Below are 22,247 nucleotides of genomic sequence, written 5' to 3' on the forward strand. Positions count from 1 at the left end.
AGGGGGGGGGGGGTGTTGGGTGTTGGCTTTTTTCTTTTCCTGTCTTTTCGCCCACCCCCCCCCCCCCCTCCCCCTCCCCCCCCCCCCCCCCCCCCCCCCCCCCCCCCCCCCCCCCCACCGGGGCCGGGACCGCGCGCAGTCCACGGCCGATCCGCCCTGGCAGCCGGGGCCAGGCGACCAGCACGGTCAGCGTGATCGCGCCGACGAGCAGGGCCGCCGGGTGCGGATCCGTCAGCACCGGGGGAAGCGCGGCGAGATTGGCCGCGGCGGAGCCGTACGGGCTGCCGCCCAGGACCACGTGGGCCTGCCCGAGCGCGATGGTGACGCCGATGCCCGCGAGCAGGCCGTGCACGATGGCAGGGCTCACGGCGAGCGCGGCACGGGCCACCCGGGCGGTGCCGAGCGCCAGTTGGGCCAGGCCGGCGAGAGCGGTGATGGCGCAGGTGGTCCGCCAGCCGTACCTCTGGACGAGCTCCGCGGTCACCACGACGAGCCCCGTGGCGGCACCGCTGACCTGAAGCGGGGCACCGCCCAGCAGGCCCGCGACGATGCCGCCAGCCGCCGCTGCGACCAGACCCGCCTGGAGTGGCGCGCCGGTGGCCAGGGCGATGCCCAGGGAGAGCGGGACGGAGATCAGGAAGACGACCACGGAGGCGAGGAGATCCCGCTGCCAGAGGCGCTTGCCGGAATGGGCTTCTCCGTTGCTTACGGAGTCGGACGTGTCGGGTGGTCTCGACATGTCCGTCGTATTCGTCGACTGAGGCTGCATGGGCGTTCCCGTCTTCGTCGGGGCGGCGCGGCCGCGAGTGGGGGCGCGGCCGTGGTCACGGCGTGCAGCGGCGGGAGCGGCTGCGATGGCGGGGGTGTATCAACACTCGGTAAACGAATCGTAATGGAGAGTAAAGGCCGAGGGAAGGCTGAAAGATCGAAGAAGAGGCGATTCCTCCTATCGAGTGAATGGCTGTCTTTATCTGCCAATTGTTCTTCGATTTCGTTCTGTGCAGGGGGTGTTGCTTGTGCGAGTCTGCTGCGGTTGTTTCCCCGCCGATTCTTTTCGGACTCCTCGGGGGTGCCGCTCAGGCGGGCTGGGCCGTGGTGGCCGCCTGGCGCTCGTCGAGAACGAAGGAAGGGTCGACCTGGGCGGCGAGATCGGCGCCCGTCTTCGCGTTGCCCCAGCTCTCCGCATTCTTGAGGTGGAAGTGCACCATCTGCCGCGTATAGCGCCGCCAGTCACGCTGCTCGTAGGAGCTGTCGGCCGTCTCGCGCAGCGTCCGCAGCGCCGCCCGGTTGGACTCCTCCAGCAGGCCGAAGCGGGGCGGCCGGCCCTTCTCCATGGCCCGCACCCAGTCCGAGTGGCCGACTGTCACCAGCAGGTCGTCGCCGACCTCCGCGCGCAGGAAGTCGAGGTCGTCGGCGCCCTGCACCTTGTTGCCGACGACCTTCAGGGAGACGCCGAAGTCCTGTGCGTACTCCTTGTACTGGCGGTAGACCGAGACCCCCTTGCGGGTGGGTTCGGCCACCAGGAAGGTCATGTCGAACCGGGTGAACATCCCAGACGCGAACGAGTCGCTGCCCGCCGTCATGTCGACAACGACGTACTCACCGGGCCCGTCGACAAGGTGATTGAGGCACAGCTCGACCGCGCCGACCTTGGAGTGGTAGCAGGCGACCCCGAGATCGGACTCGGTGAACGGGCCGGTGGCCATCAGCCGGACCGACGCGCCGTCGTCGAGCGGGACCGTGCGGGCGCAGGCCGCGTAGACGGGGTTCTCCTCGTCCACCCGGAGCAGCCGCGACCCCTCGCCCGGCGGCGTCGTCTTGATCATCGTGGCGGCGGAGGCGATCCGGGGGTTGCTCCCCCGCAGGTAGTCCTTGATCAAAGGGAGCTGGGCGCCCATCGCGGGCAGCGCGGCGGCCTCCTCGTCGTCCAGCCCGAGCGCGGCGCCGAGGTGCTGGTTGATGTCGGCGTCCACCGCCAGCAGGGGTGCGCCGTCCGCTGCGAGATGGCGGATGAACAGTGAGGACAGCGTGGTCTTGCCGCTGCCGCCCTTGCCTACGAAAGCGATCTTCATGTTCACCAAGCGTAGGGTGATGGCCGCGGAAAGTGAGAACCGCGCGTGAAGAAGACCACTCCTTCGAGGGGTGTGAAGCCAAAGTGCGTACTGTTTTACCCATGAGTACGACTGCCGATCCGCTCGCGGCCCTGGGTTCGCTCCCTGGCGTTGCCGACTCCGTGGACTCCGTGCGCAAGGCGGTGGACCGCGTCTACGGCCACCGTGTGATGCGCCGCCGCAGCAATGAGATCGCCTCCGAGGCCGCGCTGCGCGGAGCGCGTGGCTCCGCGGCGCTCTCCGGCGCCGACTGGGCGCTGGAAGAGGTGCGCCGCCGCACCGACTTCAGCGTCGAGGGCGAGTCCCGCACGGTGGGTGCGGCGCTGAGGCTCACCGCCGAGGCGGGGCAACTGCTGAGTGTGTGGCGGCAGTCGCCGCTGCGGGTGCTGGCCAGGCTGCACCTCGTGGCGGCGGGTGGGAACCGGCCGGACGAGACGGTGGGGCGGCCCCGGCTGGAGGGCGAGGCGGTCGACGAGCCGCTGATCGAGCTGGAGCTCCCGAGCGCCGCCGAAGTGTCCGGCCGACTGGACGGGCTGGCCGGGCTGCTGCTCGCGGGCAGCGAGGCGCCCGCGCTGGTGACGGCCGCCGTGGTGCACGGCGAACTGCTGGCCCTGCGCCCCTTCGGGTCGTGCAACGGGCTGGTGGCGCGGACCGCGGAGCGGATCGTGCTCGTCGGCAGCGGGCTCGACCCCAAGTCGATCTGCCCCGCGGAAGTGGGCCACGCCGAACTGGGCCGGGCGGCCTATGTGGCGGCGCTCGAAGGCTATGTGTCCGGCACGCCCGAGGGAGTGGCGGCCTGGATCATCCACTGCGCCCGCGCCACGGAGCTGGGCGTACGAGAGAGCACGGCCGTGTGCGAGGCGCTCCAGCGCGGAGCCGCCTGACACATGGAGCCCCGACCGGCCTGGGGGAGCGTGATCCTCGGGCAGGTCATCCCGCGTGGGGAGCGGCTTCCGGCAAGGGGACGGGGCCGGGAAATCCGGCTGACAGGGTTGCGGCGGTACCGGTCAAGTCCGGTACCGCCGCTGGCATGTTCGCCGGGTTACCATGCGTGCACGATGTTTGCCCATCAGGTCGAGACTTCGCTCGCCCCTGGTGCGGCTGGCCCGTAATCGACGGGTCGGCGTCGCGTGGGTGCCCGACGTTCATGCTCGGTCCGTGGGGCCGTGGTGCGTGAAGGGCTTCCTCTCGGATGTCCCTGGTCTCGCGGGCCGTTGATTCCTTTCTACTCCTGTCGTCCCCGAAGCGGAAGCCCAGGCGGCAGTTCTTTGCTTTTGCCTTCAAAGGCGGGCAATGCGGGCGCTGGGTGAGCGGCGCCGGCTGGCGAGCCAGACCAGGCTCGCGGTGGCCACGGCAGCGCCGACCGCAGCGGCCGTGACCAGGGCGGGGCGGGAGGGTAGGGGCAGCGAGGGGACCCGCTGCTTGAGCCGCACCGGTCGGTTGAAGGAGAGCACCGGCCAGTCGCGGGCGGCCGCCTCCCGGCGCAACGCGCGATCCGGATTCACCGCGTGCGGGTGACCCACCGATTCCAGCATCGGGATATCGGTCACCGAGTCGCTGTACGCATAGCAGCGCGCGAGATCGTATCCCTCGGACTCCGCGAGCTCCCTGACGGCCTCGGCCTTGGTCGGGCCATAGGCGTAGTACTCCACTTCGCCGGTGAAGACGCCGTCCTCGACGACCATCCGGGTGGCTACCACGCGGTCCGCGCCGAGGAGTTCACCGATGGGTTCGACGACCTCGGCGCCGGAGGTGCTCACAATCACCACATCGCGGCCGGCGGTGTGGTGTGCTTCGATGAGAGAGGCGGCCTCGTCGTAAATGATCGGGTCGATGAGTTCATGCAGAGTCTCCGCGACGAGCTCACGGACCTGCTGGACATTCCAGCCCCGGCAGAGTGCGGAGAGATACTCCCGCATCCGCTCCATCTGGTCGTGATCGGCACCGCCGGCGAGGAAGACGAACTGCGCGTATGCGGTGCGCAGGACGGCGCGTCGGTTGATCAAGCCACCTTGGTAGAACGACTTGCTGAAGGTGAGCGTGCTCGACTTGGCAATGACCGTCTTGTCCAGATCAAAGAACGCGGCGGTCCTGGGCAGCGAGTGGTTTTCCACGGTGCCGAGCATAGGGGCCCTCCATTCGGCGTAAGCTGAGGCGTGTGGGTTTGCCTGAGAAGGCTCTCGGGTACACCATGGAAGTCACGGATCGTTCGCGACCGTGTCTAACCCGGCCCGACTCCTCCCCCCCCCGAGTCGGCCGTGGGGACGACCCCCGCTCTCCCCCCCGGCGGGGGTCGTCGCATGTCCGGATGCATTTCGAGCGTCCCTGTCCGATCTTCCTCCCTTCCCTCGGCCTCGCGGCGCCGTGCTCTTCCCTCCTTCATACGCGTCACGCTGCGTAATCGCCAGGCCGCTCTCCGGAAGTCACCGGTATAGGTGACCGGGATATTCACAACGGCTCGGTCATCCACAGTTTTCAACCAAGATCCACATGATTTTCCAGTTCCGGGCACGGTGATTCCCCGCGCTGTTCCGCGATGTACGTGGAAGCGAGAGCGCGTAGTGGGACGGGGAGGACATCGTGGCCGGATCCAGTGCATCCGATTGGCCGCGCGCCGCCGAGGGCGGCCGGGCCGGGCCCTTGATCGTCGCGGAGGACGAGGCGCTGCTCGACGACCTGCTGCGGCTGTGCGCCGCGGCGGGAGCGGTGCCCGAGGTGGCGCAAGGGATGCCCGCGCGCAGAGGCGTCTGGGAGCGGGCGCCCTTGGTTCTGGTGGGCGACGACTGTGCGAGCCGCCTCGGGAGCGCCGCCGCCGGGCCCCCGGGCGAGGGGCTCGTGCTCGTCGGCCGGGAGCCGCAGGACCCGGGCATCTGGCGGCGGGCCGTGGAGCTCGGCGCCGGCGGCGTGGCCCTGCTGCCGGAGAACGAAGCGTGGCTGGTCGACCGCATCGCCGACGCCATGGAGGAGAAAGGGAAGCCCGCCCTGACCGTCGGGGTGATCGGCGGCCGGGGCGGCGCGGGAGCGAGCACGCTGGCCTGCGCGCTCGCCGTCGGTGCCGCCCGCTCGGAGCGGCGCACCATGCTCGTCGACGCCGACCCTCTGGGTGGCGGCCTGGACGTGCTCTTCGGGGGTGAGAAAGCGGAAGGGCTCCGCTGGCCCGCGTTCGCCGACTCGCGGGGTCGGGTGGCGGGCCAGGCCCTGGAGGAGGCGTTGCCCGAGCTGCACTCGCTGCGCCTGCTCAGCTGGGACAGGGGCACGTGCGCGAGCGTCCCGCCCGACGCGATGCGGGCCGTGCTCGGCGCGGCGCGCAGGCGCGGCGGTGTGGTCGTCGTCGATCTGCCGCGACGGCTCGACGATGCGGCGGTCGAGGCCCTCGGGCAGCTGGACATGGTGCTGTTGGTGGTGCCCGCGGAGCTGCGCGCCGTGGTGGCGGCGCAACGCGTCGCGTCCATGGTCAGGATGATGCTCGACGACCTGAGGGTGATCGTGCGCGGCCCGTGCGGTGCCGGGCTCGACGGCGAGGAGATCGCTCGCCTGCTGGGTCTGCCGCTCGCCGGTGAGCTGCCCCTCGACCCCGGCCTGCCCGGCGCGTTGACCGCCGGACGGCCACCGGCCGCCGATCGCGGACCGCTCGCCCGGTTCAGTGCGGAGTTCTGGGGCCGGTTTACGGCCGACGGCGGCGGGGGCTCGTCATGAGCGCCGAGCTGCTGGACGCCGTGCGGCTGAGGCTAGCCGAGAGTGGTACGGAACCGACGCCGGCCCGGGTGGCGGAAGCGCTGCGAAGCGAGGGCCGGCTGCTGGGGGACGCCGAAGTGCTCGGGGTCGTCCGGCGGTTGAGGTCCGAGCTGGTCGGCACCGGCCCGCTGGAGCGGCTGCTCGCCGAACCCGACGTCACCGATGTGCTTGTGACCGCCCCCGATCAGGTCTGGGTCGACCGGGGCTCCGGGCTCGAGCGCACCGGGGTGACCTTTCCCGACGCGGCAGCGGTGCGCCGGCTCGCGCAGCGGCTCGCCGCGATCGCCGGCCGGCGGCTGGACGATGCCCGGCCGTGGGTGGATGCCCGGCTCCCGGACGGGACGCGGCTGCACGCCGTGCTGCCTCCGGTGGCGGTGGGCTCGACGTGCCTCTCCCTGCGGGTGGTGCGGCCGCGCGCCTTCACCCTGGACGACCTGGTAGCCGCGGGCACCGTTCCGCCGGGCGGCGAGCGGCTGTTGCGGGCGGTGCTGGAGGCGCGGCTTTCCTTTGTGATCAGCGGCGGAACGGGCAGTGGCAAGACCACTTTGCTGACGACCCTGTTGGGGCTGGTCGCCCCGGACGAGCGGATCGTGCTGGCGGAGGATTCCGCGGAGCTGAGGCCGGACCACCCGCATGTGGTGCGGTTGGAGACGAGGCCCGCGAACCAAGAGGGAGTCGGCCTGGTCACCCTCCGGGATCTGGTGCGCCAGGCGCTGCGGATGCGGCCGGACCGGCTGGTGGTCGGTGAGGTGCGAGGGCCCGAAGTCACCGACCTGCTGGCGGCGTTGAACACGGGGCACGAGGGAGGCTGCGGGACGGTCCACGCGAACGCCGCGGCGGACGTGCCTGCCCGCTTGGAGGCCCTGGGGTCCACGGCGGGCCTCGATCGGGCGGCGCTGCACAGCCAGTTGGCGGCGGGACTGGCCGTGGTGATCCACCTCGTTCGGGCGCGAGGAGGGCTGCGGCGCATCGCCGAGGTGCATGTGCTGGACCGCGACGGAGCGGGGTTCGTGACGACCGTGCCGGCGGCGGTCCGTGGTCCTGCGGGCTTCGAGCGGGCCCGGGGCTGGGATCGGCTGGCGGAGCTGTGCGAACGCGGGGGGTGCGCGCCATGACGGTGCACGCGGCGGCGCCCCACACCGTGCTCGGGCCGGTCGCGGCACTGGGGGCGCTGGTCATGGCCTGGTCGCTGACGCGGCCGGACCAGGAAGTGCGGCGGGCCAGGCTGCTGTTCGCCGGTGGGGGTGTGACCGGACCTGTCGGGTTCAGGCTTCCCGGCTGGGTCGAGGAGTGGCGCGGCCGGTTGTGGCGGCTGGCACTGGAGCGGCGTGAGCTGGTGTGCCTCCCGCTCGGAGGTGTGGTGGCGCTGCTGGGGCAGTCGGTGTTGCCGCTGTTGGCCGCGGTGGCGGCCGTGCCGTTGGTGAGGCGTTGGCTCGGTGCGCGCCGGGCGCGGGAGGAGCGGGAGCGGCGGGAAGCGGCGGTGATCGAGCTCTGCGGGGCCGTCGCGGGAGAACTGAGGGCGGGTCGGCAGCCCGCCGAGGCCCTGTCGGCCGCCAGTGTCGGGGAGTTGGGGTCGGACTGGGCCGTGGTCCCGGCGGCGGCGCGTTTCGGCGGGGACGTGCCGGAGGCGCTGCGCGCAGTGGGGCGGCTGCCGGGGGCCGAGGGGCTGCAGGGCGTGGCCGCTTGCTGGAAGGTCGCGGTCGACGGGGGTGCGGGGCTCGCGGCGGCGCTGGAGCGAGTGGCGGCCGCGTTGAGCGCGGAGCGTGATCAACGAGAGAAGCTGCACGCCCAGTTGGCAGGCGCCCGGTCCACAGCCTTGATGCTCGCCGTGCTTCCGGTCGTGGCCCTGCTGATGGGCAGCGCGCTCGGGGCCGCGCCGCTGCGGGTGCTGCTGCATACGCCAGTGGGGCTGGGGTGCCTGTGTCTCGGTGGCTTGCTGGAGGGCGCGGGGCTCGCCTGGACGGGGCGGATCGTGCGCTCAGCGGTCGGGGTGCCGGCTGCGGGGGCGGGTCCGATGCGGAGCTCGGAGCGGAGGAGTGTCAGGTGAGCGGAAATGTTATCCACAGCCTGTGGATGGTGATGCTGCTGCTCTGCGTTCCACTCGCGGGCGTGACAGCGGCTCTCGGGGTGGTCCGTGGGAGGCGGATCGCGCGCAGGAGGGCCGCGTCTCTCTTCGGCCGGTCCGAGGCGGAGGCTAGTGGATGGGCGCGGATATTGCTGCGGCTGCGGGCGGAGCGGCTTCCGGGTGCCGGTCGCTGGCTGCCGATGGCGGGGGCTGCTGCCGCCGGCCCCATCCTCGTCGGAGGGATCGTCGGGTGGGGGCTGGGACTCGCCGCCGGGTACGGCATGTGGCGGTTCCGGAGGCGAGCGGGCGGGGCCGGCGAGGGCTCAGACGGTGCTTTCTCGGCCATTCCGGCCAAACCGCCCTCGGTGTCGGCGTCCGTATCGACTGTCTCGACGGCCTCATCCGTCTCGGCTGTCTCAGGCGTCTCGGGTGTGTCAGCGGCAGAAGTGGAGAAGCAGTTACCGCTCGCCGCGGATCTCTTGGCCGCGTGTCTCGCCGCCGGGGCGGGGCCAAGAGAGGCGGCGGAGGCGGTGGGCGCGTCCCTCGGCGGGCCGGTGGGGGAGCGGTTGGCCCAGGCGGCCGCGGAGGTCCGGCTCGGGGGCGAGCCCGCCACGGCCTGGAGCCGGGTCGGGAGCCTCCCCCAGGCGCGAGCTCTGGCGAGCTGCCTGGAGCGTGCGCAGGCGACCGGGGTGCCCGCGGTGGAGCCCATGTCCCGGCTCGCGGGCCGCCTGCGCGCCGCGCGGGGCCGGGCGGCGGGCATACGGGCCCGGCGTGCGGGCGTGCTGGTGACGGCCCCGCTGGGGCTGTGCTTCCTGCCCGCATTCCTGACGGTCGGCGTGGTGCCCGTGGTGATCGGGCTCGCGAGCAGGCTCATGAAAGGCAATTGACGATGAGTGAGACGAAGGCGGGGGAAGCGGAAATGACAGTACTGACGGTGTCCTGGTGGTCGAGGTTCCGCGCATGGCGGGAAGCGCGGGTGTGGGCGGGGTCCGGGGCGGGTGGGGAGGCCGGGATGTCCACGGCCGAGTACGCCGTCGGCACCTTGGCGGCCTGCGCCCTGGCCGCCGTGCTCTACAAGGTGGTCACGAGCGGGGCGGTCAGCGCGGCCTTGCAGGGGCTGATCCAGAAGGCGCTCCATGCGCCGTTCTGACGGCGGCTATGTGACCGCGGAGGCCGCGTTGGCGCTGCCGGCTCTGGTGCTCTTCGGTATGGCGCTGATCTGGGGGCTCATGGCCGCGTCCGCCCAGATCCAATGCGTGGACGCGGCGCGGGCAGGGGCTCGGGCGGCGGCTCGGTCCGACCCGTCGTCGGCGGCGATCGCCACGGCCCGGGCGGCCGCGCCGGAGGGCGCGCGGGTGGCCCTGACCAGAGAGGGGGACCTGGTCCGGGTGCGGGTGGACGCCCGGTCCGCCGGGCCTGGCCCCCTGGCGGTCCGGCTCGGAGGAGAGGCGGTGGCCCTTGCGGAAGAGACCGTGGGGTGACGGGGGCATGGCCACGGTGTGGGTCGCACTGGCCGCCACGGCGTTCTGCGCGGTGTTCGCGGCGGTCCTGGCCATGGCGCGGGCGATCGAGGTCCGCCACCGGGCCGGGGGAGCCGCGGACCTGGCGGTGCTGGCAGCCGCGGATCACGCTCTCGAAGGTGAGCCGACGGCGTGCGGTCTCGCCCGGCGGGTGGCGGTGGCCCAGCACACGCGGGTGGTGCGCTGCGCGGTGAGCGGCGAGTTCGCCGAAGTCTCGGCCGAGGCGAGGGCGGGCCCGTATGCGGTGCGCGTCCGTTCACGAGCGGGCCCGGCGACGGGAGGTGAGGCTGCTTGGCCGTGATTGGCCGTGAGCGGTGTGGTGCTGCCTGCGGGCGGCTGGGGCGGGTCTTGTGGTCTACGGCTCGGCGAGTGCGGTTCGGAGGCGTGCGCGGGGCCGCACGGATTGCCCTGCGGCTCCGGTTCGTTCCCGGTGCTCAAGGCCGCTTCTCGGCGGCTGGGCTGAGCTGACGGGCAGGACGGGCCGAACGGGAGCGGGCCTGCGGCGGGTGATGGTTGACCGCAGGCTGTTCCCGAGCTGTCGGCTACTGGCCCCGGCCCGGCGGCTCAAGGCGCCGGATTTCGCTGCCGGCGGTTCGGTGGCGGGGCCTGGAGGGCGCGTCCGGAGTTCGGCGCGGCGGTTCGCTCGGCGGTGTGCCGGAGGGCGGTCCCGTAACGGTCGCAACGTCACTGAGGCCGGTCCGCTGCTCCCGCCGGGTCCTCCGGCCGATTCGGGTGGGCGCAAGGTGAGCGAAGCCCGGCTGAGGGGCCGTCAGGCGGCGTCAGAGGTCTGGTCAGGCGTCCTCCGGCGCTTTCGGCGGGGCGCCCTTGAGGAGGTGGGTGAGGAGGCGGATGGCGGCCTTCTTGTCGAGGGGGTCGTTGCCGTTGCCGCACTTGGGGGACTGGACGCAGGAGGGGCAGCCGGATTCGCACTCGCAGGCTGCGATCGCCTCGCGGGTGGCGGTGAGCCACTCGGCGGCGGTGTGGAAGGCGCGCTCGGCGAAGCCGGCGCCGCCCGAGTGGCCGTCGTAGACGAAGACGGTGGGAAGGAGCGTGTCGGGGTGGAGGGGGACGGAGACGCCCCCGATGTCCCAGCGGTCGCAGGTGGCGAAGAGCGGGAGCATGCCGATGGAGGCGTGTTCCGCGGCGTGCAGGGCGCCGCCCAGGGCCTCGGGGTGGACGCGGGCGTCGTCGAGCTGGTCCTCGGTGACGGTCCACCACACGGCCCGGGTGCGCAGGGTGCGGGGCGGCAGGTCCAGCTTGGACTCACCGAGGACCTCGCCGGTGATGAGCCGGCGGCGGAGGAAGGAGACGACCTGATTGGTGACCTCGACCGAGCCGAAGCAGAGCCGCGCGTCCCCCCAGGGGACCTCGGAGCTGGTCTCCAGGATCGAGATGGCGGTGGTGTCGCGGGCGGTCGTCGAATAGGGCGGGTCGGCCTGCTCGACGAGGGCGACGGAGGCGTCCAGGTCGAGGTGGCGGACGAGATAGGTCCGGCCCTGGTGGAGGTGGACCGCGCCCTCGTGGACGGCCGCGTGCGCGGCGGCGGCGTCCACCGTGCCCAGCAGGCGCCCGGTGCCCTCCTCCACGACCTGGACGGGGCGGCCGCCCCCGCCTCGGATGTCGGTGAGGTCGGCGGCCCGCTCGCGGCGCGTCCAGTGCCAGGCGGCGGCCCGGCGGCGGAGCAGTTTGCGCCCCTCGAGCTGGGTGAGGAGACCGGGCGCCTCGGGGCCGAAGAGCGAGAGGTCGGCTTCGGTGAGCGGCAGCTCGGCCGCCGCCGCGCACAGATGGGGGGCGAGGACGTAGGGGTTGTCCGGGTCGAGGACGGTGGATTCCACCGGCTGCCGGAAGAGGGCCTCCGGGTGGTGCACGAGATAGGTGTCCAGGGGATCGTCGCGGGCGACGAGCACGGCGAGGGCACCTCGGCCCGTACGGCCCGCGCGGCCGGCCTGCTGCCACAGCGAGGCGCGGGTGCCGGGATAGCCGGAGAGCAGGACGGCGTCGAGCCCGGCGACGTCGACGCCGAGTTCCAGGGCGGTGGTGGCCGACAGGCCCAGCAGTTCCCCGGAGTGCAGGGCGTGCTCGATGGCGCGGCGCTCCTCGGGGAGGTAGCCGCCCCGGTAGGCGGCGACGCGGGAGGGAAGGGAGCGGTCGACGGCGGCCAGGCGTTCCTGGGCGATGAGGGAGATGAGCTCGGCGCCGCGCCGTGAGCGGACGAACGCGACGGTGCGGACGCCCTGGACGACGAGGTCGGTGAGGAGGTCGGCGGTCTCCGCGGTGGCGGTGCGGCGGACGGGCGCGCCCTTCTCACCGTGGAACTCGGTGAGCGGGGGCTCCCAGAGGGCGAAGACCAGTTCGCCGCGCGGGGAGGAGTCCTCGGTGATCTCCGCCACGGGCACCCCGGTGAGCCTGGACGCCGCGGTGGCCGGGTCCGAGGCGGTGGCGGAGGCGAGGAGGAAGACGGGATACGAGCCGTAGCGGGCGCAGACACGCCGGAGCCGGCGCAGCACCTGGGCGACGTGCGAGCCGAAGACGCCGCGGTAGGTGTGGCACTCGTCGACGACGACGTAGCGCAGGGCGCGCAGGAAGGAGGACCACCTGGGGTGGGCGGGCAGGATCGAGCGGTGGAGCATGTCGGGGTTGGTGAGCGCGTAATTGGCGTACTGGCGCACCCACTCCCGCTCCTCCACGGGGGTGTCGCCGTCGTAGACGGCGGGGCGCACGCTCTTGCCCAGGGGCTCGGCCAGGGCCCGTACGGCACGTCGCTGGTCGGCGGCGAGGGCCTTGGTGGGGGCGAGGTAGAGGGCGGTCGCGCCGCGGCCGTTCGGGGCCTCCGCCCCGTCCAGCAGGGCGCTCAGCACGGGGGCCAGATAGGCGAGGGACTTGCCGGAGGCCGTTCCGGTGGCCACCACCACCGACTCGCCGCGCAGGGCGTGCTCGGCCGTGAGAGCCTGGTGAGCCCAAGGGCGCTCGATGCCGGCCAGCCGGATGGCATCGACCACTTCCGGCCGGATCTTCTCAGGCCAGGGGGCATGACGTCCCGGCCGCGGGGGCAAGTGCTCCGTATGAGTGATGCGCGCAGCCCGGTCGGCCCCGGCGGTCAGCCTGTCGAGGACCGTGCGGGGAGCGGGGTGTACGCCCGCCTCCGGCGGGAGTTGATCGTTGGCCATTGACACCGAGTGTGTCACTGGCGTGGCGGACAATGGCGCCAAGGCGTCGTGCACGCCTGCCGGTAAGTGATTGAATGCCATCGCGGCTGCCGATCCATGGGGGGCGACCGCTCGATGCAAGGTGCTGGAGGATCCGTGGACCTGTCCCTGTCGACCGAGACCGTAGGCGACCGTACGGTTGTCCGGGTCGGTGGCGAGATTGATGTGTACACCGCGCCCAAGCTGCGTGAGCAGTTGGTCGAGCTTGTCAACGACGGCAGCTATCACCTCGTCGTGGACATGGAGGGCGTCGACTTCCTCGACTCCACCGGGCTCGGCGTGCTGGTCGGCGGCCTCAAGCGGGTGCGAGCCCACGAGGGCTCGCTGCGCCTGGTCTGCAACCAGGAGCGCATTCTGAAGATTTTCCGTATCACCGGCCTCACCAAGGTGTTCCCGATTCACACCTCGGTCGAGGACGCGGTGCAGGCGACCGACTGACGGTCGCCGCAGGAAGACTGCGACGCGGGGGGATCCGGGCCTGAGCGGCCCGGCCCTCCCCGCGAGTCCGCCCTTTTCCGGAAGAGGGGAAAGGGGCACGTACGACTGAGGGGGATGGCATGGCCACCGTCGAACTGCTCTTCAGTGCCCTTCCCGAGCATGTCCGGACCGCCCGGCTGGTGGCGGCCGCGGTGGCGCGCCGGGCCGGAGTCGACGAGGCCGTGCTGGACGAGCTCCGTCTCGCCGTGGGCGAGGCGTGCTCCCGCGCGGTCGGGCTGCACCTGAACAACGGTGTGACCAGCCCCGTCCGGGTCGTGCTGATCGAGGACGAGAAGAAGTTCTCCATCGAGGTCGGGGACGACGCCCCCAGGCCGCCCGCTGCCGCGCTCGCGGCCGCACGGGGCGTCGGCGGTACCCCGGTCCCGTCCGTGCCCGCCCAGGACGACGGCGGGGCCGACGGTGAGGACGACATGGGTCTGGCCGTGATCAGCGGTCTGGTCGACGACGTCGAGGTGACCGCCGACGACAGCGGCGGCCTGATCCGTATGAGCTGGCCGACGACGTCGGCGCACGTGCTGTCGTAGCCCGCCGTCACCGTAATGCCGTAGCGAGGCGTCCTGAATCCGGCGTAACCGTCAGGGGCTCCGTGCGGCCCCCGGCTCGGCGTGCGACCGCTTCCGGGCAGGGCCGGAGCGCCTGCCGGGCCGGTCCGGGGCCGTGGGGCCCAGGGACGGATTTCCGCCGTGCGGCATGAGCCGCGGGTCTATTCCCGATCCCTTGCCGATCTCCCCGCCTCGATCTTTCCTTTATGGATCTCCGTCCACGTATTCGGGATCTTTCTGCCGAGATCCTTTTCCGCGCGATCATTCACTCGATCTTCACGGTGGTAAGGCCGGTTCCGTTTGCCGCGCTCTGTTTTGATCTCGGCATGCTCCCTACAATCCGTCCATCTTGAGCTCAGTACGCCTGAGCGTGGCGGCTGTTCCGCGTTCGCGGTGCTGTCGCGCGCCCATGTGCCAAACGTCAAGGAGGACGAATGGCGGGGCCTCTTACCCCTGAACAGGTGGACTTCACTCAGAATCTCGCGGCCGAGCTGACCCGGGGCAACCGCACGCTGGTGCTGGTGATCGGCGCCGTGGCGCTGGCCGCGCTCGGGGTCGCCGTGGTGCTCGTACGGCAGGTCCTCGCGGCGCGTGAGGGTACCGACAGCATGAGAAAGATCGCGGCGGCGGTGCAGGAAGGCGCGAATGCCTATCTCGCCCGCCAGTTGCGGACCCTCGGCATTTTCGCCGTGGCCGTGTTCTTCCTGCTCATGCTCCTGCCGGCGGACAACTGGTCGCAGCGCATCGGGCGTTCGGCCTTTTTCCTGGTCGGTGCTCTCTTCTCCGCGGCCACCGGCTATGTCGGCATGTGGCTCGCGGTGCGCAGCAATGTGCGGGTCGCCGCCGCCGCGCGGGAGGCCACGCCCGCCGAGGGCGAGCCCGAAAAGGATCTGACGGCCGTGTCGCACAAGGCCATGAAGATCGCTTTCCGTACCGGCGGGGTCGTCGGCATGTGCACGGTCGGGCTGGGCCTCCTGGGCGCCTCGTGCGTGGTGCTGGCGTACAAGTCGGACGCGCCCAAGGTGCTGGAGGGCTTCGGTTTCGGCGCGGCGCTGCTCGCGATGTTCATGAGGGTCGGCGGTGGCATCTTCACCAAGGCCGCCGACGTCGGCGCCGACCTGGTCGGCAAGGTGGAAAAGGGCATTCCGGAGGACGATCCGCGCAATGCCGCCACCATCGCCGACAATGTGGGCGACAACGTCGGCGACTGCGCGGGCATGGCCGCCGACCTCTTCGAGTCCTACGCCGTGACACTGGTCGCCGCGCTGATCCTCGGCAAGGCGGCGTTCGGCGACGCGGGCCTCGCCTTTCCGCTGCTCGTCCCCGCCATCGGGGTGCTCACCGCGATGATCGGCATTTTCGCCGTGGCACCGCGGCGCGCCGACCGCAGCGGGATGACCGCGATCAACCGGGGCTTCTTCATCTCGGCGATCGTCTCCCTGGTGCTGGTCACGGTGGCGGTATTCGTCTATCTGCCGTCCAGCTACGCAGATTTGAAGGGCATCGGTGACGCCGCCATCAGCGGGCACAAGGGGGACCCGCGGGTGCTGGCCCTGGTGGCGGTGGCCATCGGCATCGTCCTGGCCGCGCTGATCCAGCAACTCACGGGCTATTTCACGGAGACGAGCCGCAGGCCCGTACGCGACATCGGCAAGAGCTCGCTGACCGGCCCCGCGACCGTGGTGCTCGCCGGTATCTCCGTCGGCCTGGAATCCGCGGTCTATTCGGCGGTGCTCATCGCGCTCGCCGTCTATGGCGCGTTCCTGCTGGGCGGCACCTCGATCATGCTCGCGCTGTTCGCCGTCGCCCTCGCGGGCACGGGTCTGCTCACCACCGTCGGCGTCATCGTCGCCATGGACACCTTCGGCCCGGTCTCCGACAACGCCCAGGGCATCGCCGAGATGTCCGGGGACGTCGAGGGCGCGGGCGCGCAGGTGCTCACCGACCTCGACGCCGTGGGCAACACCACCAAGGCGATCACCAAGGGCATCGCCATCGCCACGGCGGTGCTCGCGGCGTCGGCGCTCTTCGGTTCGTACCGCGACGCGATCGCCACGGCGGTCGAAGACGTCCACGCGAAGTCCACGGAGATGAACCTGAGTCTGGACATCTCGCAGCCCAACAACCTCGTGGGGCTGGTGCTGGGCGCCGCGGTCGTCTTCCTCTTCTCGGGGCTCGCCATCAACGCCGTCTCGCGGTCGGCGGGCTCGGTGGTCTACGAGGTGCGGCGGCAGTTCCGCGAGCACCCCGGGATCATGGACTACTCCGAGAAGCCCGAGTACGGGCGCGTCGTGGACATCTGCACCAAGGACGCGCTGCGCGAACTCGCCACGCCGGGGCTGCTGGCCGTCCTGGCGCCGATCGCGGTCGGCTTCTCGCTCGGCGTCGGCGCGCTCGGTTCGTACCTCGCGGGCGCCATCGGCACCGGCACGCTGATGGCCGTCTTCCTGGCCAACTCCGGCGGTGCCTGGGACAACGCCAAGAAGCTGGTCGAGGACGGCCATCACGGCGGCAAGGGCAGCGAGGCGCATGCCGCGACGGTCATCGGTGACACGGTCGGCGACCCCTTCAAGGACACCGCCGGGCCCGCGATCAACCCCCTGCTGAAGGTGATGAACCTGGTGGCCCTGCTGATCGCTCCGGCGGTGGTCAAGTTCTCCTTCGGGGCCGATGCCAACAAGGGGTTGCGGATCGGCGTCGCGGCGCTGGCCATCGTGATCATCGTCGGTGCCGTCTACGTCTCCAAGCGGCGCGGCGTCGCCATGGACGGTGACGACGGCGAGGCCGAGCGCGCGGCACACCCCGCGGATCCGGCGGTGGTCTCCTGACGGACCGGTTCGGCGGGCTCAGAGGCGGGCGGACGGTGTGCGAAGGCGCGCCGTCCGCCCGTTCGCCGTGGGCCGCCGCCGCGCCGCCCCCGGGCGTCCGGGCGAATGGATCAAGGTGCGGCGAACGCCACGGCGTTCTTGGTGCAAATGGCTTTAAAAGGGGGCGTATGGGGCGGCTGGCTCGGAGGTGGCCCGGCCCGGACGTGTAAGTTCCGGGGCCGGAGCCATCGAAGGGACCAATCCGGTGAACAAGAAGCTTGTGGCTGCACTGTCCGGCGGTGCGGCACTCGTCCTGGCGCTGACCGGCTGTGGCGGGGGCGACGGGGGCAACAAGAAGCTCGACGACTGGGCCAAGAAGGTCTGCGACCAGATGCAGCCTCAGGTCAAGAAGATCCAGGACGCCAACCACTCGATCGCCGGCGTCCAGACCGAAGAGGACTCCAAGAAGGTCCAGCAGACCGACTCCGCGGCTTTCCAGGCCAATGCCGACGCGTACAAGGCGCTGGCTGGCGGCGTGGACAACGCGGGCGCGCCGCCCGTGAAGGACGGCGAGAGCAGCCAGAAGAACGCCGTCAAGGCGCTCAACGACCTCTCCGCGGCGTACGCAGGTCTGAAGAAGCGGATGGACGGGCTGGACACCGGGGACAAGGCGAAGTTCGCCGAGGGGCTCAAGGGCATCGGCGGGGACATCGGGAAGCTGAGCAGCCAGAGTGACGACGCGCTGAAGAAGCTTCAGTCGGGAGACGTGGGCAAGTCGATGGCCAAGCAGCCCGGGTGCCAGAAGACGTCCGTGTCGCCCTCGGCCAGCACGAAGTGATCAGTGCGAAGTGATCAGTACGAAGTGATCCGCAGCGCGAAGCAGTGAGCGTGGCGCCACCGACAAACGGGTGGGGCAGGGGAAACGCCCCGCCCCACCCGTTTGTCGGTGGCGCACCCGACAATGGTTGCGTGAGTACGCTCCTTCCCTTCGCCGACCCCGCCCGCACCGACCGGCTGCGCGGTGCCCTGCTCTCCGCGGCCTTCACCGCCGACGGCCTCCTCGACCTGCTGGGCGCCCCCGCCTACGCCGCTCTCGCGCGCAGCGAGACCGTGCCCGCGCTGCGCGCCACGCGGGGGGACGGGCCGCTGGAGACGCTGGTCCGGCTCTTCCTCCTGCAGCGCCCCGCCGCGTACGGCCGGGCCGCCGCCGCGCTGCCCGTGGACGACTGCCTAGCCGACGGCTGGCTCGTGCGCGACGGCGACGAGGTGCGGGCGACCGTCGACGTGCGCCCCTACGGCGGCCCCGAGGGGCAGGACTGGTGGATCGTCTCCGACCTGGGCTGTGCCGTCGGCGGCGCCGGCGGGATCGCGCAGGGCCCCGCCGGTGTGGAGCGCTCGGAGCTCGTCCTCGGTGTCGGCGGCGCGTCCACCACGCTCGCCGGGATCACCGTGCGCACGCCCGTGGCGAGCGCCCTGGACCTCGGCACCGGTTCCGGCATCCAGGCGCTGCACGCCGCTCAGCACGCCACCAAGGTCACCGCGACCGACCTCAACCCGCGGGCGCTGCACTTCGCCCGGCTCACGCTCGCGCTGTCCGGCGCGCCCGAGGCGGATCTGCGCGAGGGCTCGCTGTTCGAGCCGGTCGCGCAGGACACGTACGACCTGATCGTCTCCAACCCCCCGTTCGTCATCTCCCCGGGCGCGCGGCTCACCTACCGCGACGGCGGGATGGGCGGCGACGACCTCTGCCGCACGCTCGTGCAGCAGGCGGGGGAGCGGCTCAACGACGGCGGTTACTGCCAGCTGCTCGCCAACTGGCAGCACGTCGAGGGCGAGGACTGGCGCGACCGGCTGTCGTCCTGGGTGCCGCGCGGCTGCGACGCCTGGATCGTCCAGCGCGAGGTGCAGGACGTCGCGCAGTACGCCGAGCTGTGGCTGCGCGACGGCGGTGACCACCGCTCCGCCCCCGAGGCGTACGCGGCGCGCTACGACGCGTGGCTGGACGAATTCGCGGCCCGCGGCACCAAGGCCGTCGGATTTGGCTGGATCACGCTGCGCAAAACGGGCTCAGAGCTGCCTTCCGTCATGGCGGAGGAGTGGCCGCACCCGGTCGAGCAGCCGCTCGGTGCGTCCGTTCGGGCCCATTTCGAGCGACAGGACTTCCTGCGCTCGCATGACGACGCGGCGCTGCTCGCCGCCCGCTTCCGGCTGGCCGACGAGGTCGTCCAGGAGCAGGTCGGGATGCCGGGCGCGGAGGATCCGGAGCACGTCGTCCTCAGGCAGAACCGGGGAATGCGCCGGGCGACCAAGGTCGACACGGTCGGCGCGGGCTTCGCCGGGGTGTGTGACGGCTCTCTCAGCGCGGGACGGATTCTGGACGCGATCGCGCAGCTCGTCGGGGAGGACGCGGTCTCGTTGCGCGACCGCACTCCGGAGTCGATCCGGCTGCTCGTGGAGCAGGGATTCCTGGTTCCCGCAGAGGGCTGAGAACGCCGTTCGTAGGGGTCGGGTTCACGTCACGTTCGTGTGGGCATCGTCTTCTGGGACCGCAGGTGTCAGGGCTGCCACCTGCGATTCTTCGTGCGGTGCCCTTGACGGGCCGTCCTCTTGCCCCCGGGCCCCGGTCGCGCGCGGGCCGGGAGCCCGCCGGGGGCGTCCCCGGCGGGGCCGGGCCGCCGGTTCACTCCGGTGGTGAGCCGGTCCGGGCGGCAGACAGGACGCTTGTCGGGTTACCGTTCGAGTGGCGTTGCGGGCTTTTTCCGTTTGACACGGGGGCGGGATGTACCGTCACACTCCGCAGCGTCACCGCAGCGCCTACACCGAGTGCCGACCGGAAGAAGAGCGAAGTTGTCCCCGACCAGCGAGACCGCACAGGGCGGCCGCCGACTCGTCATCGTCGAGTCGCCTGCCAAGGCGAAGACGATCAAGGGCTACCTCGGCCCCGGATACGTCGTCGAGGCGAGCGTCGGGCACATCCGTGACCTGCCGAACGGGGCCGCCGAGGTCCCGGCCAAGTACAAGGGCGAGCCGTGGGCCCGGCTCGGCGTGAACGTCGACGCCGATTTCCAGCCCATCTATGTCGTCAACCACGACAAGAAGGACCAGGTCAAGAAGCTCAAGGAGCTGCTGGCCGACTCCGACGAGCTCTTCCTCGCCACCGATGAGGACCGCGAGGGCGAGGCCATCGCCTGGCACCTCCAGGAAGTCCTCAAGCCGAAGGTCCCCGTCCGCCGGATGGTCTTCCACGAGATCACCAAGGACGCGATCCGCGAGGCCGTCGCCAATCCGCGCGAGCTGAACAAGAAGCTCGTCGACGCCCAGGAGACCCGCCGCATCCTCGACCGCCTCTACGGCTACGAGGTCTCGCCGGTCCTGTGGAAGAAGGTCATGCCGCGGCTCTCGGCCGGCCGCGTGCAGTCCGTCGCCACCCGTCTCGTCGTCGAGCGCGAGCGCGAGCGCATCGCCTTCCGCTCCGCCGAGTACTGGGACCTCACCGGCACCTTCGCCACCGGGCGCGGCGGCGACGCCAGTGACCCGGGCAGCATCGCCGCGCGGCTGACCGCCGTCGACGGCCGCCGCGTCGCGCAGGGCCGTGACTTCGGCTCGACCGGCCGGCTCAAGGACGGCTCGCAGGTCCTGCACCTGGACGAGGCCAATGCCCGCGCGCTGGCCGCGGCCCTCGCGGACTCCGCCTTCTCGGTGCGCTCCGTCGAGTCCAAGCCGTACCGCCGCTCGCCGTACGCGCCGTTCCGCACGACCACCCTCCAGCAGGAGGCGTCGCGCAAGCTCGGCTTCGGCGCGAAGGCCACCATGCAGGTGGCACAGAAGCTGTACGAGAACGGCTTCATCACCTATATGCGTACGGACTCCACCACGCTGTCCGACACCGCGGTCTCCGCGGCCCGGGCGCAGGTGACCCAGCTGTACGGCGCCGACTATCTGCCGGAGAAGCCGCGCACGTACGCCGGCAAGGTCAAGAACGCGCAGGAGGCGCACGAGGCGATCCGGCCTTCGGGTGATCGTTTCCGCACGCCCGCCGAGACCGGTCTGACCGGCGATCAGTTCCGGCTCTACGAGCTCATCTGGAAGCGGACCGTCGCCTCCCAGATGAAGGACGCGACCGGCAACTCCGTCACCGTCAAGATCGGCGGCCGGGCGAGCGACGGCCGGGAGGCCGAGTTCAGCGCGTCCGGCAAGACGATCACCTTCCACGGCTTCATGAAGGCGTACGTCGAGGGCGCCGACGACCCGAACGCCGAGCTCGACGACCGCGAGCGCCGTCTCCCGCAGGTCACCGAGGGCGACGCGCTGACGGCCGAGGAGATCACCGCCGACGGCCACGCCACCAAGCCCCCGGCGCGCTACACCGAGGCGTCGCTGGTCAAGGAGCTGGAGGAGCGGGAGATCGGCCGCCCGTCGACGTACGCGTCGATCATCGGCACAATCCTCGACCGCGGCTACGTCTTCAAGAAGGGCACGGCCCTGGTGCCGTCCTTCCTGTCCTTCGCCGTCGTGAACCTCCTGGAGAAGCACTTCGGGCGGCTCGTCGACTACGACTTCACCGCCTCCATGGAGGAGGACCTCGACCGCATCGCGCGCGGCGAGGCCCAGGCCGTGCCGTGGCTGCGCCGCTTCTACTTCGGTTCGGCGGACGGCCCCGAGGGCTCCGCCGCCGACGCGGGCAACGGCGACGGCGACCACCTCGGCGGCCTCAAGGAGCTCGTCACCGACCTGGGCGCGATCGACGCCCGCGAGGTCTCCTCGTTCCCGGTCGGCGAGGGCATCGTGCTGCGCGTCGGCCGCTACGGCCCGTACGTCGAGCGCGGCGAGAAGGACTCCGAGGGCCACCAGCGCGCCGACGTGCCGGACGACCTGGCGCCCGACGAGCTCACCGTCGCGTACGCCGAGGAGCTGCTCGCCAAGCCGAGCGGCGACTTCGAGCTGGGCAAGGACCCCGAGAGCGGCAACCAGATCGTCGCCAAGGACGGCCGCTACGGCCCGTACGTCACCGAGATCCTGCCCGAGGGCACGCCCAAGACCGGCAAGAACGCCGTGAAGCCGCGGACCGCCTCGCTCTTCAAGACCATGTCGCTCGACACGGTCACCCTCGAGGACGCGCTCAAGCTGATGTCGCTGCCGCGCGTCGTCGGCAAGGACGCCGAGGGCGTGGAGATCACCGCGCAGAACGGCCGCTACGGCCCGTATCTGAAGAAGGGCACCGACTCGCGCTCCCTGGAGACCGAGGACCAGCTCTTCACGATCACGCTCGACGAGGCGCTGGCGATCTACGCCCAGCCCAAGCAGCGCGGCCGCGCCGCGGCCAAGCCGCCGCTGAAGGAGCTCGGCACGGACCCGGTCAGCGAGCGTCCGGTCGTGGTCAAGGACGGCCGGTTCGGCCCGTACGTGACCGACGGCGAGACCAACGCGACGCTGCGCCGTGACGACGACGTCGAGACGATCACGCCGGAGCGGGGCTACGAACTGCTCGCCGAGAAGCGGGCGAAGGGGCCGGCGAAGAAGACCGCCAAGAAGGCGCCCGCGAAGAAGGCGACGGCGAAGAAGACGGCCGCCAAGAAGACGACGGCCGCCAAGAAGACCGCCGCGAAGAAGACGACGGCCGCCGCGAAGAAGACCACGACGGCCAAGAAGACCGCCGCGAAGAAGACGGCGGCGGCGTCCAAGGCCGCGGCGGAGTAGAGGTTTCGCTGTTCGCGACGCCGGGCGGGCTGGATTCCTCCAGCCCGCCCGGCGTTTCACGTGCTC

At 71.5% G+C, this 22,247-nt stretch carries 17 protein-coding genes and 1 pseudogene; 14 read left to right on the plus strand and 4 right to left on the minus strand.

What is annotated here, in order from left to right; translation table 11 throughout:
* Positions 1–121: 121 nt before the first annotated feature.
* A pseudogene (locus tag ACZ4A5_RS28140) lies at positions 122–769 on the minus strand (SulP family inorganic anion transporter); the annotation flags it as partial.
* Between the two features lie 307 nt (positions 770–1,076).
* Complete coding sequence (locus ACZ4A5_RS28145) at positions 1,077–2,072, minus strand: ATP-binding protein (protein WP_467590159.1); 996 nt, start codon at positions 2,070–2,072, stop codon at positions 1,077–1,079.
* A 101-nt stretch (positions 2,073–2,173) separates the two neighbouring features.
* Between ACZ4A5_RS28145 and ACZ4A5_RS28150 the strand changes: the two genes are divergently transcribed.
* Positions 2,174–2,995: a Fic family protein gene (locus ACZ4A5_RS28150; RefSeq protein WP_467590162.1), complete on the plus strand. Its 822-nt coding sequence runs from the start codon at positions 2,174–2,176 to the stop codon at positions 2,993–2,995.
* 396 nt (positions 2,996–3,391) lie between these two features.
* Here the strand turns inward: ACZ4A5_RS28150 and ACZ4A5_RS28155 are convergent, their stop codons facing one another.
* Complete coding sequence (locus ACZ4A5_RS28155) at positions 3,392–4,237, minus strand: HAD family hydrolase (RefSeq protein WP_467590165.1); 846 nt, start codon at positions 4,235–4,237, stop codon at positions 3,392–3,394.
* A gap of 454 nt (positions 4,238–4,691) precedes the next feature.
* On the opposite strand from ACZ4A5_RS28155, the gene ssd reads away from it, so the two are divergent.
* The 7 genes from ssd to ACZ4A5_RS28190 all read left to right on the plus strand — a co-directional run bounded on the left by ssd (position 4,692) and on the right by ACZ4A5_RS28190 (position 9,732).
* Positions 4,692–5,807, plus strand: a complete 1,116-nt coding sequence (gene ssd, locus ACZ4A5_RS28160; RefSeq protein WP_467590168.1) for a septum site-determining protein Ssd — start codon at positions 4,692–4,694, stop codon at positions 5,805–5,807.
* A complete protein-coding gene (locus ACZ4A5_RS28165; protein WP_467590171.1) occupies positions 5,804–6,961 on the plus strand; it encodes a TadA family conjugal transfer-associated ATPase in 1,158 nt (385 codons plus the stop codon). The genes ssd and ACZ4A5_RS28165 overlap by 4 nt, the downstream gene beginning before the upstream one ends.
* Positions 6,958–7,893 carry a type II secretion system F family protein gene (locus ACZ4A5_RS28170; protein WP_467590173.1) on the plus strand — a complete coding sequence of 312 codons (936 nt, stop codon included), beginning with the start codon at positions 6,958–6,960 and terminating at the stop codon, positions 7,891–7,893. Before ACZ4A5_RS28165 ends, ACZ4A5_RS28170 begins: the two co-directional genes overlap by 4 nt.
* 449 nt (positions 7,894–8,342) lie before the next feature.
* A complete protein-coding gene (locus tag ACZ4A5_RS28175; protein WP_467590176.1) occupies positions 8,343–8,798 on the plus strand; it encodes a type II secretion system F family protein in 456 nt (151 codons plus the stop codon).
* 125 nt (positions 8,799–8,923) lie between these two features.
* Positions 8,924–9,061, plus strand: a complete 138-nt coding sequence (locus ACZ4A5_RS28180; protein WP_390751287.1) for a DUF4244 domain-containing protein — start codon at positions 8,924–8,926, stop codon at positions 9,059–9,061.
* Positions 9,048–9,392 carry a TadE family type IV pilus minor pilin gene (locus tag ACZ4A5_RS28185; RefSeq protein WP_467590179.1) on the plus strand — a complete coding sequence of 115 codons (345 nt, stop codon included), beginning with the start codon at positions 9,048–9,050 and terminating at the stop codon, positions 9,390–9,392. The genes ACZ4A5_RS28180 and ACZ4A5_RS28185 overlap by 14 nt, the downstream gene beginning before the upstream one ends.
* A 7-nt stretch (positions 9,393–9,399) precedes the next feature.
* Complete coding sequence (locus ACZ4A5_RS28190; RefSeq protein ID WP_467590182.1) at positions 9,400–9,732, plus strand: Rv3654c family TadE-like protein; 333 nt, start codon at positions 9,400–9,402, stop codon at positions 9,730–9,732.
* Between the two features lie 490 nt (positions 9,733–10,222).
* On the opposite strand, the gene ACZ4A5_RS28195 is transcribed toward ACZ4A5_RS28190, so the two are convergent.
* Complete coding sequence (locus ACZ4A5_RS28195; RefSeq protein WP_467590185.1) at positions 10,223–12,679, minus strand: DEAD/DEAH box helicase; 2,457 nt, start codon at positions 12,677–12,679, stop codon at positions 10,223–10,225.
* Positions 12,680–12,733: 54 nt separating this feature from the next.
* Here ACZ4A5_RS28195 and bldG point away from each other — a divergent pair, with 54 nt between their 5' ends.
* The 6 genes from bldG (at position 12,734) to topA (ending at position 22,181) form a co-directional block, all read left to right on the plus strand.
* Positions 12,734–13,075: an anti-sigma factor antagonist BldG gene (gene bldG, locus ACZ4A5_RS28200; protein ID WP_030367299.1), complete on the plus strand. Its 342-nt coding sequence runs from the start codon at positions 12,734–12,736 to the stop codon at positions 13,073–13,075.
* Positions 13,076–13,194: 119 nt separating this feature from the next.
* Positions 13,195–13,659: an ATP-binding protein gene (locus ACZ4A5_RS28205; protein WP_467590188.1), complete on the plus strand. Its 465-nt coding sequence runs from the start codon at positions 13,195–13,197 to the stop codon at positions 13,657–13,659.
* Positions 13,660–14,111: 452 nt separating this feature from the next.
* Positions 14,112–16,505, plus strand: coding sequence for a sodium-translocating pyrophosphatase (locus ACZ4A5_RS28210; protein WP_467590191.1), 2,394 nt, complete (start codon positions 14,112–14,114; stop codon positions 16,503–16,505).
* 244 nt (positions 16,506–16,749) lie between these two features.
* Positions 16,750–17,322 (plus strand): small secreted protein, encoded by a 573-nt coding sequence (locus ACZ4A5_RS28215; RefSeq protein ID WP_467590194.1) that lies wholly within the window; start codon positions 16,750–16,752, stop codon positions 17,320–17,322.
* 131 nt (positions 17,323–17,453) lie between these two features.
* Complete coding sequence (locus tag ACZ4A5_RS28220; RefSeq protein WP_467590197.1) at positions 17,454–18,971, plus strand: DUF7059 domain-containing protein; 1,518 nt, start codon at positions 17,454–17,456, stop codon at positions 18,969–18,971.
* A 360-nt stretch (positions 18,972–19,331) separates the two neighbouring features.
* Entirely contained in the window at positions 19,332–22,181 is a 2,850-nt protein-coding gene (topA, locus tag ACZ4A5_RS28225) for a type I DNA topoisomerase (protein WP_467590199.1), read from the plus strand.
* Positions 22,182–22,247 lie beyond the last annotated feature (66 nt).

Source organism: Streptomyces sp. NPDC025618, from assembly GCF_055558795.1.